10 protein-coding genes are annotated in these 14,132 nt (G+C 40.1%); 7 read left to right on the top strand and 3 right to left on the bottom strand.

Annotated features, from left to right (window positions below; all coding sequences use genetic code 11):
- Positions 1-207 precede the first annotated feature (207 nt).
- The 7 genes from JKG64_RS13400 to JKG64_RS13370 all read left to right on the top strand — a co-directional run bounded on the left by JKG64_RS13400 (position 208) and on the right by JKG64_RS13370 (position 10,641).
- Positions 208-783 (top strand): RNA polymerase sigma factor, encoded by a 576-nt coding sequence (locus tag JKG64_RS13400; RefSeq protein WP_210354813.1) that lies wholly within the window; start codon positions 208-210, stop codon positions 781-783.
- A 76-nt stretch (positions 784-859) separates the two neighbouring features.
- Positions 860-2,002: a FecR family protein gene (locus tag JKG64_RS13395; RefSeq protein ID WP_210354812.1), complete on the top strand. Its 1,143-nt coding sequence runs from the start codon at positions 860-862 to the stop codon at positions 2,000-2,002.
- A 183-nt stretch (positions 2,003-2,185) separates the two neighbouring features.
- The gene (locus tag JKG64_RS13390; RefSeq protein ID WP_246512598.1) at positions 2,186-5,539 is read left to right on the top strand and encodes a SusC/RagA family TonB-linked outer membrane protein; all 3,354 of its coding nucleotides are present in this window, start codon (positions 2,186-2,188) and stop codon (positions 5,537-5,539) included.
- 28 nt (positions 5,540-5,567) lie between these two features.
- Positions 5,568-7,043 carry a RagB/SusD family nutrient uptake outer membrane protein gene (locus JKG64_RS13385; RefSeq protein WP_210354811.1) on the top strand — a complete coding sequence of 492 codons (1,476 nt, stop codon included), beginning with the start codon at positions 5,568-5,570 and terminating at the stop codon, positions 7,041-7,043.
- 28 nt (positions 7,044-7,071) lie between these two features.
- The gene (locus tag JKG64_RS13380) at positions 7,072-7,926 is read left to right on the top strand and encodes a DUF4843 domain-containing protein (protein ID WP_210354810.1); all 855 of its coding nucleotides are present in this window, start codon (positions 7,072-7,074) and stop codon (positions 7,924-7,926) included.
- 28 nt (positions 7,927-7,954) lie between these two features.
- The gene (locus tag JKG64_RS13375; protein WP_210354809.1) at positions 7,955-9,499 is read left to right on the top strand and encodes a PKD-like family lipoprotein; all 1,545 of its coding nucleotides are present in this window, start codon (positions 7,955-7,957) and stop codon (positions 9,497-9,499) included.
- A gap of 14 nt (positions 9,500-9,513) precedes the next feature.
- On the top strand, positions 9,514-10,641 hold the full coding sequence (locus JKG64_RS13370; protein ID WP_210354808.1) for a TlpA disulfide reductase family protein: 1,128 nt from the start codon (positions 9,514-9,516) through the stop codon (positions 10,639-10,641).
- Between the two features lie 70 nt (positions 10,642-10,711).
- Here JKG64_RS13370 and JKG64_RS13365 read toward each other — a convergent pair whose 3' ends face one another.
- From JKG64_RS13365 to attM, 3 genes are read right to left on the bottom strand one after another with little or no spacing between them, the layout of a single operon-like run.
- Positions 10,712-12,157, bottom strand: a complete 1,446-nt coding sequence (locus JKG64_RS13365) for an NAD-dependent succinate-semialdehyde dehydrogenase (RefSeq protein ID WP_210354807.1) — start codon at positions 12,155-12,157, stop codon at positions 10,712-10,714.
- An 11-nt stretch (positions 12,158-12,168) separates the two neighbouring features.
- Positions 12,169-13,308 carry a zinc-dependent alcohol dehydrogenase family protein gene (locus JKG64_RS13360; RefSeq protein WP_210354806.1) on the bottom strand — a complete coding sequence of 380 codons (1,140 nt, stop codon included), beginning with the start codon at positions 13,306-13,308 and terminating at the stop codon, positions 12,169-12,171.
- A 9-nt stretch (positions 13,309-13,317) separates the two neighbouring features.
- On the bottom strand, positions 13,318-14,112 hold the full coding sequence (gene attM / locus JKG64_RS13355; protein ID WP_210354805.1) for an AttM family quorum-quenching N-acyl homoserine lactonase: 795 nt from the start codon (positions 14,110-14,112) through the stop codon (positions 13,318-13,320).
- Positions 14,113-14,132: the final 20 nt, after the last annotated feature.

Genomic DNA, 14,132 nt, shown 5'->3' with positions numbered 1-14,132 from the left:
GGGTAGAGAATAGCAAAAAATCAGTTATCTGTTTTAGGGAAACCTCTGGTATCCATTCTGACTTAAAATAAGCTCCATAGTCTATAGGTCATTCCATTTCAAAAACATTATTATATTTGTTGTCGTATGAACTTTAAAAAGTTCATATCAATCCTCCGCAATTGTTAGCCGTTAATCGACAATAAGAGGTTACTAACTATATAATCGATGAAACAAATAGCATTATCAGAATTTGATGACGAGGAGCTCTTTTTCCTTATCAAGACTCAACAAAGTCGCACTGCTTATGCTGAAATATATCACCGCTACTGGGATATCTTATGGCGCTTTGCTCTGCGCCACCAAATAAATCCGGATGAAGCACAAGACACATTACAGGATGTATTTACTGCCCTTTGGCAAAACAGGGCAAAAATAGAGATAAAGACTAAGCTTAGCTCTTTCCTATATCGAGCCACCCTAAATCAAATTCTAAAAAAAGTAGATCGTCAAAAAGTTATCGCTACGTACATCCAACGTTTAGGTGATAAAATGAAAGAGCAGGGTTTGCTGATCGAGGAACAGATTTACGAAAAAGAACTACAATCTAATCTGGAAGAGGCTTTACGTGAAATGCCAAAAAAAATGAGGCAAGTGTTTGAAGCTAGTCGATTTGAAGAATTAAGTCATGAGGAGATTGCCCAGAAATTAAACATTTCGAAGGAGACGGTAAAGAGTCAGATTAAGAACGCACTAAAAATAGTCAGAAAACACGTTAACAGTCTTCTATTTAATTTTTTATAATTCTTTATTTTTTTTCTCACCCCAGTCATTACTTTACCGTACTTAACAAGAAAGAACTAGAAGACTAATCTCTTTTATGAATGTACAGAAACAAGTAAATGAACTTATCAAGCGCTATGAAGAAGGGCACTGTTCTAAGGTAGAAGAGGACCTCGTGGAAAGCATCTTGTTTTATGAAGAAAACAAGACAACCATAAACCACTCCTTCAATCCGTATTACAAAGAAGAGTTATGGAAAAAATTAGAACAAAAAACTCGCGCTGACTATTCTTATAAAAGACTATGGTACTATCTCGTATCGGCAGCAGTGTTATGCATTCTAAGCTTTGGAGGGTACTTTTATACCAGATTATACGTCTCCTCTATTGATTCGGAGCAACAGATAAGTATTAAAGATGATATCAAACCAGGAGGGAACAAAGCAATCCTGACCCTAGCCAATGGTAAGAAAATAGAATTAGACAATTCAAAACCAGGTATAATTGTTCAAACAGGTAGCATCAATTATGCTGATGAAAGTCAATTAAATGTGGTTCAAAACATCAATACTGATAAGACTGAATTATTTGAATTGACGACACCTAAAGGCGGACAGTATCAAATTACTTTACCTGATGGATCTAAGGTTTGGCTTAATGCTGATAGCAAGCTGCGCTATCCGGGGCAGTTTGAAAGGGAAACTAGAACGGTGTACCTAGATGGTGAAGCTTACTTTGAAGTTAACGAACAGAAACTTAAAAGTTCCAATGGAACTACATTAAACGTAAAGCAGCCTTTCATTGTAAAAACTCGACAGCAACAGGTTCAGGTATTGGGTACACGCTTCAATATAAATAGTTACGAAACGGAAATAAGAACAACTTTAGCAAGCGGTTCGTTAAAAGTAGGCAACAATGATGGTAACGCAGTGCTGCTAAAACCTCACGAGCAAGCTATAAATACAGGAACTCAATTGCACAAGACATCTATTAATACAGACAAAGAACTCGCATGGAAGCTTGGAAAGTTCAGTTTTGACAACAAGAATTTCTCGAGTATCATGAATGAAATAGGACGATGGTATAATATTGAGATTATATATAAAGGTAAAATACCACAAAGTGAACTCATTGGAGATGCTTTCAGAAACCAGAATATTTCTTTAATACTCCGCCTTTTGGATGCAGACAACATCAAACATCAACTTGACATCCATAAAAGGACATTGACAATATATTAACTAACCTTTCCAAAAAAACTAAAACTTATGAACATGACGAAAACCTAAAAAACAAATTAAGATACGGGAGGGCCAATAAAAAGGGAAAGGACCGCCATCCTTTCCCTAAAGCATTTGGCTCAATGATACCCCCCTGATTGTTAACAGTAGATTTTATACAAACCAAATACTACGGTAAAATTAATGAATAAAAATTACTTATTACGAGTGATGAGAATAACCCTATTCTTTATGTTGTTGGGAATGCTTTGTGCTAGCGCATCTAGCTATTCCCAACAAATCACGTTAAAAGGGAATAAGATTCCTTTCAGTTCGGTATTAGATGCCATCCGACAACAAAGTGGCTATACTGTCTTCAGCACCAAGAGTATTTTGTCATCCGCATCGGATGTCACAATTGATGTCAAGAAAATGCCTCTAGTTGATTTTTTAAAAATCGTAACTACCAATCAACCTATCGACTACCAAATAGAGGACAGGACGATATCATTTGTCAGACGGTCTACAAATCAGATAAGCAACTCAATTAAAAACGATAATACACAACAGCTACGAACCGTAACTGGACGTGTGTTTGAAGCCAATACCGGAAAACTATTAAATGGTGTTACGGTCCGTCTAAAAGGGCAAAAAAGCAGTATTCTTACCAACGAAAAAGGTAATTACAGTATTACTATTCCTCAAGATATAAAACAGCCTATCCTAATATTTTCATTTATTGGTATGAAAACATTGGAATACGAGTTGCACAACAGTAATACGGTCGACATTACCTTAGAGAGTGAAGTCGAAAGTATTAAAGATGCTATAGTCACCGGTATTTATCAGCGTAAAAAAGAAAGCTTTTCTGGATCCGCTTCAACTTATACAGCTAAGGAGTTAAAAATGATTGGTAACCAGAATGTTTTACAAAGTTTGAAAACGCTAGATCCTTCGTTTGCTATTGTTGACAATAATCTTTTCGGTTCTGATCCTAATCGGTTTCCTGATATTGAGATACGAGGCAAAAGTAGCGTTGTCGGACTCACAGAGCAATTTGGGACCAACCCCAACCAACCGCTCTTTATTCTGGATGGATTTGAGTCCTCAATTGCTGTGATAAGCGATTTCAGCATGGATCGCATCGAGAGCATCACGATACTAAAAGATGCTGCGGCTACAGCCATATATGGTTCAAAGGCAGCAAATGGCGTCATTGTAGTGGAGACTAAACGACCGTTACCAGGACAATTGCGACTTACCTATAATTTAAATTCTTCCGTAAGTTTTGCTGATCTAACTGACTACAACCTGATGAACGCAGAAGAGAAACTCAACTATGAACGCCTCTCCTTTTTCTATGGTTCCTTGGACGCTAACGGTAATATCCTAAGTGAGGATAATGAAGCTAAGTATTTCAACCGAATGAAAGAGGTAGCACGTGGTGTAAATACCTATTGGGCAAATGAGCCTCTCCGGACAGCCTTGTATCATAGGCATAACCTATTTGCAGAGGGTGGCGATCAGAATCTGCGTTACTCAGCATCCTTAAACTATGGCAATACGGATGGGGTGATGAAAGGTTCTTCGAGAGCAGTGACCAATGGCAATGTACGAATAATATATAGAAAAGATAATGTCTCCTTCAGCAATTCATTGAGTATTGACCATGTTACTGCCAACCGTGAAACTGTGCCATTTTCCAAATTTGCCAGAGCTAATCCTTACCATAGAAAATACAATGAACTGGGTGGTATCAATCAGCTTTTGGAATCTTTTCAATATCTCGATATCAGCACCTTCTCTCTTAAGGACATCAATATATACAACCCGCTGTATGACATGAGCAATAATAATCTTGACAAAACTGCTTCTCAGGGGTTTACTAATAATTTCGAGTTCGACTGGCGCGTTATCAGTGATCTTAGATTCCGTACGAGGGTGGGTATTAATCAAATTTCTGATCGCAATGAGATTTTCAGATCCCCGTTCAATTCTGAGTTTGCTGGTACCGACATACTGAAACAAGGTCGCTATAGCGAAACGAACGGAAAACAAACCAACTATGACGGGGATATCAGCCTTACCTATGGTAAATTGCTAAATCAAAAACATATGGTCAACATGGTCGCAGGAATGCGATTTAACCAAGCAACTACATTGAGTAGCGGTTATCAGGTAAGAGGTTTTGTCGATGATGATTTTACCAATCCTACATTTAGCTTTGGTTTTGAGAATGCGGATAAACCAACCTATCTAGAGGCCAAGAGACGTAGTGCGAGTGCATTTCTGAACACGGGCTACACTTACGATGACCGTTATCTCTTAGATGCAACTCTTCGTTCGGATGCTTCATCGGTGTATGGTTCCGATAAACAGTCAACCGTAATCTGGTCTACTGGTCTTGCTTGGAATTTACATAACGAGCCATTCATGCAACATTCTTCTTTAGATTGGGTTAATCTTCTGAAAATTAGGGGATCTATTGGAAATCCAGGTAATCAGAACTTCAATGACTACATTTCAATGCGCGTGTATCGCTACAACAATGATAATCGAAATCCGTTTGGATCCAGTGTGATTCTTAATAACTTTGGTAACAGCGGACTTAAATGGCAGAAAACGCTGGATAGGAATATAGGTATCGACATTGAACTGTTCAGAAATAGGCTTCGTTTCAATTTCGATTACTTTAATAAGGATACTGATCCCTTGTTAGTATATGTTGGGCTCCCTTCCTCCACAGGAACAACTGGAGTTGCCAAAAACATTGGTAGCCTATCGACCAAAGGAATGACCCTTTTGGCGGATTATTCAATAATTCGTAAAGAAGGTTTTTACTGGCGCGTTAATATCAACATGCGTCATCTCAAATCACAATATAAAAACATCGGCAACTCACTGGATAGGTTCAATGAAAATAATAAAAGTCGTAATTTGATCCGGTACTACGATGGAGCAAGTCCTTCCGACTTATGGGCTGTACGTTCTTTAGGCATAGATCCCGCAACGGGCAGAGAAATATTCCTTACTAAAGATGACCAACAGACATTTGTACACAGTTATGACAACGAGGTAGTCGTAGGTAATAGCGATCCCAAACTCGATGGTGTCATCGGAACAAACTTCTATTATAAAGGATTTACGGGTTCTATTTTTCTGAGATACCGTTTAGGCGGTCAAGCATTCATGCAGACACTCTATGATAAGGTAGAAAATGTAACTATGCAGAATATAGCGCTCAATCAAGACAAAAGAGCCCTATACGACAGATGGAAAAATCCTGGTGACATTGCTAAATTCAGGGCTATATCCCAAACAGATTATACTCCGATTTCCTCACGTTTTGTAGAAAATGACAACATTCTAGCGGGAGAGTCTATTTCCTTTGGCTACGAAACCATCGACAAAGCTTGGTTAAAAAAAATAGGAGTATCATCTATGGATACAAAAATATATATGAACGATATTTTTAGGTTTTCATCCATAAAAAATGAAAGAGGTTTAGATTATCCATTTGCCCGATCGGTATCGTTTTCCTTAGGTTTACGTTTCTAATCGCTAACCATTGATCAAGAATATACGTATGAATTTCAAGAATATACTATTTTTACTACTTTGTTTGACAACTCTGAATTCCTGCTCTAAATGGATCGATGTCAAACCTAGCGACCGTCTATCTGAAGACGTTCTCTTTCAGGATGCCTCAGGTTATCTTAAAGCCTTAAATGGGGTTTATGTAGAACTAGCAAATAACAATCTATATGGTCGTTTTATGACGACTGCCAATATCGACGCTATGGGGCAGTACTATTATATCTCCTCTAGCACGAATGTGTTTTACGATTATGCCGTATTCAACTACACCACGGCCAATACAAAGAGTGGTTTTGATAATGCTTGGAAAAAAGCCTACGAATTAATAGCAAATCTTAATGTGATCATTGAAAAATCGGGCAACGCTCCTACCAGCAAGCTTCCTAATCCCTACTATGGAATCGTAAGAGGTGAGGCCCTAGCACTTCGGGCCATGCTACATTTTGATATGTTACGACTCTTTGGTCCCATTTGGTCTGAAAGTAACAAGAAAACAACATGCATACCGTATGTCACATTTTCAAAAAGTGAGATATCGCCTCTGTTATCTTCAGAAGAGGTGATGATAAAAGTAGAAGAAGATCTAAATTTGGCTCTCGAACTGCTCAAAGAAAATGATTCAATTTTCAAAGAAGGAATTAAAACATCAGCTAGCCCGACATCCCCAAATGATCAGCTCTTCAGACAGTATCGTTTCAACTATTTTGCAGTGCAGTCCCTTTTGGCACGCACCAATTTGTGGAAAGGAGACAAAGCTAATGCTTTGAAAAATGCAGTCTCTGTAATACAAAATGCAAAAATTGATGGAAAAGCCATCTTTCCATTTGTCACGCTATCCGCAGCCGTAAGTCCAGACAAGCCAGACCGCGTATTCTCGACTGAAGTTATATTTTCCTTATATACGATATTGAGGAGTAATATGTACGATATGACATTTTCTGCTAATCTAGAAGATTTCCGTCGCCTTTCAGTCAATGGTCTCAATTCAGATTTTTCGCGTATCAATGCGATGTATGACAATGCGAACGACCACCGTCGCCGCGTCTGGGAAGCAGTCAATGTTGCTGGAAAAGAAATAGTAACGAATCAAAAGTATAAACTTCACACTGATGCACCAGGACGCTATATGATACCATTGATACGCATGAGCGAAATGTACCTCATTGCGGCCGAGTGCTCAGAAAATATTCAAGAGGCGGCCCAATTTCTTAACGCAGTACGTAATAGCAGAAATATCAATAACCTAACTCCTAACAATCCTCAGGAGCTAAAAAATCTGATTACAAGTGAATACAGAAGAGAGTTTCTGGGAGAAGGACAGATCTTCTTTTTCTATAAACGGAACAGTGCTCAAAATATACCCAATAATGCGTCTCTCGTGGGAGACAAAAACATGAGCCTAGTAAACTATCAGGTTCCTCTCCCAGACAGTGAAGTGTCCCTACGGTCAAAAGCCGTACAATAAGCACAAAATGAACTTATACAAAATAGTTATGAAAAAGTATCTAAGCGCATTGGCTCTAATTATAACCGGTCTATTACAGAGCTGCGAAAAAGAAATAATGAATTATGATGGTGTTGAAGGAATTTATTTTGCCGTTCAGCATGGTGATTCTTGGGGGAACGAACGTACATGGCCTTATCAACCTTATACAGCAATCGAATTCATAAAAATTCCCCAAAATGAACTGACTGTTAATATCAAAGTAATGATTACGGGGCCAACAAAGGATTATGACCGTCCATTTCGGGTTGAGATTAATCCAGATTCTACGACCGCATCTGTAGGCGTAGACTTTGCACCATTACCTACAGAAGTGGTAATTCCCGCACATAGCATATCGACTCTAGTACCTATAAAACTAACACGAACGTCTGATCTCAAAAAGAAACAAAAGACCATAGGACTTCGACTGGTAGCAAATGAATATTTTCAACTATCATTTCCTCATTGGCAAGCACTTCCTTCTAACACTTCAGGAAATGTGGTCAGAAGCTTTGACGCCAGCCTTCATTCTATACGGGTAAATGACTTCATGGTAAAACCGGCTGTATGGCCGGGATCTGTCCAACAACCCGGCAATCGAGAATCAGGACAATGGGGTGATTTCTCTCAGAAAAAGATAGACCTTATGTGTGAGCTGATGGACCTGACCTATACTGACTTTTCGAGTACGGAGACTATGCCCAGTATCCTTACCGGGCTAATAGCGAGCACCTGTGCTCAATATTTGGTCGAACAATTTAATATGGGTACCCCTATCCTAGAAGACGATGGTCGTCTAATGTTTATTGGTAATGTCCCATGGACATCTTATCTCGGTGTTCCATATGTCCCTAAGCCCTAGTTTTTGTACTATTATTTAACGAAACAAAATGAATATTTATAAATATATTATAGCATTATCGTCCGTAGGAGCTATGTTATCATGTTCTAAGGATCTGGGCAATTATGAATATCAAAAGATCAATGAGCTGGTAATAACGGACATAGCCAACAATTATTCGGCTATCTCATCTTTTGATACCCTACAGATAGTACCCAAAGTAACGATGACGGAAGAAGTAACTGACTCTGACCGTCTCCAGTATATATGGGTAATCAAAGATGGCACCACCGTAATAGACACTGCCGGTAGGGAGGAAAAGTTGAACTACCCTATTGCTCTGCCGCCAAAAAACTATACTATCCAACTCCGTATAGAAGATAAACAGACAAAAGTTACCTGGACAAAAAAGGCCAATTTGACTGTAGGTACCGCATATTCTCGGGGTCTTTTATTAATGGGGGAAGACCAGGAAGGAAACGCTGAACTGGATTTTATATCAATGGTAAGAGACACTATTGTTGTCCATGATATTTTAAAATCCAATGGTCTGCCAAAGCTAAATGGTCCACTACTGGCACAACATACGGGAGGTAACGAGGCGACCATTAAAATGTGGGTTTCTACGCTTACTGGTGCATACTACTTAAACCGTGTAAATATGGCAGGTAACCCTGCAAACTCCTTTGGCAAACTACTCTATCTTACGGATAATATCAATAAAAACAATGAGTTTCCGATTATCATAGCACCTCAAATAATCAATGCTGGAGGAGGTATAGGTAATGCATACAACCGGGCTGTGTTAACGAGTACCGGTAATATCTATGCCAACTCTCTATTTGGAGCTCCTGATTTCTATGCAAACCCTGTAAATCGCCATAAAGATAATTTTAGTACGTTGATAAAATCGGCACCTTACTTATTTTACAGTATTAGTAATCTAAATTCTCTTCTATGGTATGATAGCACCAAAGACCGCTTTATGAACTTTACATCTCTGGGGTTCAATCTTACTTCGGATATTCTACCTGATGGAGAAAATGATCCGTTCCCCTGGAATCAAACAGTAAGTGGAAGAAAGCTAATCTATGGCGAAAACTCTCGCAATACAGACGGAGGATCTACTCTAGGGAATTCATTCGCCATTATGAAAGATGGATATAACAATTGCTTCATCTATAAATTCTATGCAAATGGTGCAACTCCTTCCAAACGCAATGCATATAACGTTAAATCAATTGCAATTGATTTTGACAAAGCAGATCACTACGCGTTTTCTTCACATCGAACTGTCGTTTTCTATTCCGTAGGCAACAAATTATATGCGTATGATTACAATCCGAACAACGAAAAACTATACGAGTTCCCTGTAATAGGAAATGACCCTATTACACTTTTGAAATTTGATACGCAAATAGATTTTGTTACGAACTCACTTTACGTAGCAACTTACAATCAAAACACAAAGGGGACATTGAGACGATTTACAATAAACAATGATCCCAATACCATAGAGATACAAGCGATAAATAATGCAAGATGGAATGGACTGGTGAAGATTAAAACGATCAACTGGCGAGCAGTTAACTAATTAATAAAAAAAACATGAAACTAATAAATACCCCCTTACTAATAGCCCTGTTTCTGCTCTTAGGATGCACTGCAAAGGCGCAATATAAAAACGTTACCATTAAAGGCCATTTCCCACAGTGGAACCGAGGTCCAGTGGTATTACTATACTCTGAAAAAGAAGAAATTAAACAGGACACAACTAATGTCATTAACGGAAAATTCACGTTTAAGTTAAAACTGGCAGAACCAAGTCGGATTTCAATATATTCTATTGCTGCAGTTCAAGGTCAAATCAAAGACAATATAGGCTTCTATGCTGACCAAGGAGCAGTCTATCTCAATGGCAGCGACTCATTGGCAAAAGCTACAATAAAAGGTACCCGTATTACACAAGAGGGGATTAAATTGCATAACGAAACAACACCAATCCAACAAAAAATCATAGCTATACGTAATGAAGCAACGAGCGTATCAAAAGGTGACATCACCTATGAAGCACAAATGAAGGAACTAAATGATTCCTATCGATCTCAGATAGACACAATGATTGCGGTCAAGAAAAACTTTATTGAACAACATCCGAGCTCATTCCTGTCTCTTATCACGCTTAATGAGTTTATGGGGGGAGCTATAGATTACGACTTTGTTTCTCCATTATTGAAAGGACTAACTTCATCACTTCAAAAAACCACGCTGGCAAAAGAAATCGAAAGTAAGCTAATCACTGCAAAACGGACAAGTATAGGTGTAATTATTCCTAATTTTTCATCTAAAGATACGTCAAGAAATGACATCAGTCTAATGAATGTCGTTGGCAATGGAAAATATACTCTCATTGACTTTTGGGCAAGCTGGTGTTTACCTTGTCGTAAAGAAAATCCGAACATCGTCAAAGCTTACCAGGCATTTCATCAAAAAGGATTCAACATTTTGAGCATTTCTCTAGACAAATCAGAAGCAGCCTGGAAAAAAGCAATTGTTCAGGACAATATGTCCTGGTATCATGCATCTAGTTTACAATATTGGGATGAACCTATAGCCAAACTTTATGGTATTTCAGGAGTACCCGATAGTTTTCTAGTGGATGCAGAGGGAAAAATTATAGCGAGGGGCTTACGCGCTGAGGCTTTATATGAAAAGCTACAGGCGCTTTTGAATTAGCAATACGAAACAGAATAAAAGGAGGACTATTAGCCCTCCTTTTCTATATAACACCTATGAAATCCAGCAACTATAGCACACCGCCAATACAGACGTACTTGATATCTACATAACTGTCCAAACCGTATTTAGAACCTTCACGGCCCTGTCCGGATTCTTTGACTCCTCCAAAAGGAACAACTTCGGAGGAAATCAGTCCTTCATTAATCCCGACAATACCGTATTCCAACTGTTCACGAACGCGCCAGCTTCGATTTAAATCGTTCGTAAAAAAGTAACTCGCCAATCCGTAAACCGTATCATTGGCCATTCGTATGGCATCCTGCTCGGTTTTGAATTTGAATATCGGCGCAATAGGCCCAAAGATTTCATTTTGAGCAAACTCCATAGATTCATTGGCATCAATGATGATAGTAGGTTCAAAAAACTGAGGTGCTACGGCCTTCCCCCCTGTTAAAACTTTGCCTCCCTTGGCGATCGCATCTTCTGTCATCTCTTCCATCCGTCGGATAGCTCTTTGATTGATAAGTGGACCGATGTTTACATCGGTGTCCAATCCGCTTCCGAGTTTCATCTTCTTAACGGCAGCCGTAAATTTTTCGACAAACAAATCGTGAATTCCTTCCTGCACCAAAATCCGATTAACACAAACACAGGTCTGTCCGCCGAACCGGAATTTTCCACCCAAAGCTCCTTTTATTGCCAGATCAACATCTGCGTCATCAAAAACAATAAGCGGAGCATTTCCTCCGAGTTCCAAACTCAATTTTTTGAGTGTATTTGCGCTTTGCGACATCAGGATCTTTCCCACTTTTGTAGAGCCTGTAAAGGATATTTTAGCTACCTTTTTATTCTCACAAAGCTCTTTTCCCATTTCGGAAGGATCTGTCCCCACTACGGTGTTATACACCCCTTTAGGAAACCCAGCCAGATCCGCGAGATAGTTTATGGCAAGTGCCGTAAATGGAGTCTCCTCGCTCGGACGGACCACGACCGTACAGCCTACAGCAAGAGCCGGGGCAATTTTACGGGTGATCATGGCTAACGGAAAATTCCAGGGTGTAATGGCGCCCACGACACCGACGGGTTCTTTGAGTGTGATAATCCGTTTGTCCGCTGTAAATCCGGGGATGACATCTCCATAATTCCGTTTGGCTTCTTCGGCGAACCATTGGATATAAGCTGCGCCATAATCTATTTCGCCTTTGCTTTCAGCCAAGGGTTTACCACTTTCTAGGGTCATGATCTGAGCCAACTCATCTTTGTGCTGATGAATAAGGTCAAACCATTTTAGCAGAATCGCGCTCCGCTCTTTGGCTGATTTCGATTTCCAGGACCTGAAAGCTGCATGAGCCACGTCAATGGCTTTGCCGACAAAGGTTCTATCTTCGTCATGAACCTGCCCGATAACGGATAAATCAAACGGATTTTTAACGTCAAATTTTCCCGTTCCCTGATTTGTCCACTTTCCATTGACGAATGATCTATCAAATAACAATTCTTTGTAAGTACTCATTGGGGGTGAATTTAATCAAAAATAATAACTTGCCGGATCGCTTCTCCACTGGCCAGTCGTTCAAAACCTTCGTTTATATCTTCTAGTTTTAGGCGATGTGTGATCAATTTATCAACGGGCAGATTGCCATTTCTGTAGAGCTCCAAAAAATTAGGAATATCGATAGAGGGCACACAGCTACCAAGATAACAGCCTTTCAAAGATTTTTCCTGGCCGACCAAAGTCAAAGGATTCAGACTCAAACGGGCATCTGGATGGGGTAATGCCCCTGTCACAGTGACTCCTCCTTTTTTGGTTGCATTGAAGGCAAAGTCCAAAGCAGACATAGCTCCGGCAAACTCGACCGATTTATCGACACCGCTTGTCGTCATCTCCTGCTTCAGCTCCTCCAGTGCTCTTTCCTTCCCAGAATTGAGGGTATGAGTAGCGCCAAACGCTTTGGCCATATCGAGTTTTGAAGGGCTGACATCTGCTGCAATGATCTTGGAAGCTCCTGCTGCCTTTGCACCTAGAATAGCCGATAATCCAACACCTCCCAGGCCAACTACTAAAACAGACTCGCCCACATGAACCTGAGCTGTATGGACTACTGCGCCAACTCCAGTCATCACCGCACAGCCAAAAAGGGCAGCTATTTCAAAAGGATAGGATTTATCAATTTTCACCAGCGAATAAATGGAGGCGATAGCATATCCCGCAAACCCGGAGACGCCGAGATGATGGTGATAAGGTTCTCCATTTTGGTTCTTTATTTTAATGTCGCCATTGAGCAGGACCCCTTCATTATTTGCCTTTGCTCCGGGATTACAAAGTGCGGCTCTGCCAGACATACAGTATTCGCAATGGCCACACGAGGGCAAGAAGGCAAAAACGACGTGATCGCCCACTTCGAACCCCTTCACATCTTCCCCCAACTCGACAATAATCCCGGCAGCCTCATGCCCCAAAACCATAGGCATAGGGCGAGGGCGATTCCCATCGATCACGGATAGATCGGAATGGCACAGTCCTGCTGCTTTGATCTGTACGACTACTTCTTCTTTACCTGGCTTTCCGATTTCTATTTCTTCTATTTTTAAAGGTTTTGAATCGGAATATGGTCTCTTATGCCCTCCGACCTGATGAAGGACTGCTGCTTTTGTTTTCATCATAATCGAATTTTAACGGTAAAACTCTTGAGGACCTTTTTTGAATTCGCTCCATTTCACCGGATCATGTCCAGTAACCACAAGTGCATCATACTTGTCTGCGTACTCGTGCAGTTTCTTTACGGAACGTACCGAATCAACAGTTGATGCTAAAAATCCGGGCAATGCTTTTTCATCCCAATGATCTGTAGTATAGGCGGCATCTACCGCTAAGATGATGGAACCAGAATCGGGAAGTGTAATCATAAAACTACAATGGCCCGGTGAATGCCCTGGCGTTGGGATAATACAGATCACCCCATCTCCATATACATCGTAAGAATCGTTATAGTCAAGTTCCAAAAATTGCCATTTCAGCCCCGGTCTGTCAAAATCTTTACGGATATAACCACCTGCAGCAAACCAGTCCGGCGTAAAAGCGTACTCGTATTCTCTGCGCTGAACAATATGGGTTGCATTGGGGAAATTTCCGACAGCCCCGGTGTGATCAAGGTGCAAATGAGACTGGATGACATATTTAATACTTGAAGGGTCGATGCCTAACGCTTTAATCGTATTCAAGCATCCTTCAGATTCTTTCATAACCGGCCAATACACCTGTGTGATATCTCCCCAATGTCCTACGGGATCGGTAGCACATTGTACGGCATTACCTCCATCAATAATAATATTTCCTTTTGGATGCGTGATCAAATACCAGGGAACCGGAATTTCATAAGGATCGAGCGATGCATTCATTTTGATATTGTTTTCCTTACATTTCAGAACGCCCGTCTGAAACATGTACAATCTGATTTCATTTGCCATAATTATATTTTAAAGCTTTA

This window comes from Sphingobacterium tabacisoli (genome assembly GCF_017908035.1).
In the GTDB taxonomy this organism is placed as follows: Bacteria; Bacteroidota; Bacteroidia; order Sphingobacteriales; family Sphingobacteriaceae; genus Sphingobacterium; species Sphingobacterium tabacisoli.
The sequence above is the reverse complement of the archived record's forward strand: the minus strand, read 5'-3'. Positions and strand labels throughout refer to the sequence as shown.

What these genes read in the sequence shown, in the direction of transcription:
- JKG64_RS13395 (WP_210354812.1), top strand. Translation starts at nt 860, where the DNA reads ATGAATGTACAGAAACAAGTAAATGAACTTATCAAGCGCTATGAAGAA.
- JKG64_RS13400 (WP_210354813.1), top strand. Translation starts at nt 208, where the DNA reads ATGAAACAAATAGCATTATCAGAATTTGATGACGAGGAGCTCTTTTTC.
- JKG64_RS13370 (WP_210354808.1), top strand. Translation starts at nt 9,514, where the DNA reads ATGAAACTAATAAATACCCCCTTACTAATAGCCCTGTTTCTGCTCTTA.
- JKG64_RS13360 (WP_210354806.1), bottom strand. Translation starts at nt 13,308, where the DNA reads ATGATGAAAACAAAAGCAGCAGTCCTTCATCAGGTCGGAGGGCATAAG.
- JKG64_RS13385 (WP_210354811.1), top strand. Translation starts at nt 5,568, where the DNA reads ATGAATTTCAAGAATATACTATTTTTACTACTTTGTTTGACAACTCTG.
- JKG64_RS13375 (WP_210354809.1), top strand. Translation starts at nt 7,955, where the DNA reads ATGAATATTTATAAATATATTATAGCATTATCGTCCGTAGGAGCTATG.
- JKG64_RS13365 (WP_210354807.1), bottom strand. Translation starts at nt 12,157, where the DNA reads ATGAGTACTTACAAAGAATTGTTATTTGATAGATCATTCGTCAATGGA.
- JKG64_RS13390 (WP_246512598.1), top strand. Translation starts at nt 2,186, where the DNA reads ATGAATAAAAATTACTTATTACGAGTGATGAGAATAACCCTATTCTTT.
- attM (WP_210354805.1), bottom strand. Translation starts at nt 14,112, where the DNA reads ATGGCAAATGAAATCAGATTGTACATGTTTCAGACGGGCGTTCTGAAA.
- JKG64_RS13380 (WP_210354810.1), top strand. Translation starts at nt 7,072, where the DNA reads ATGAAAAAGTATCTAAGCGCATTGGCTCTAATTATAACCGGTCTATTA.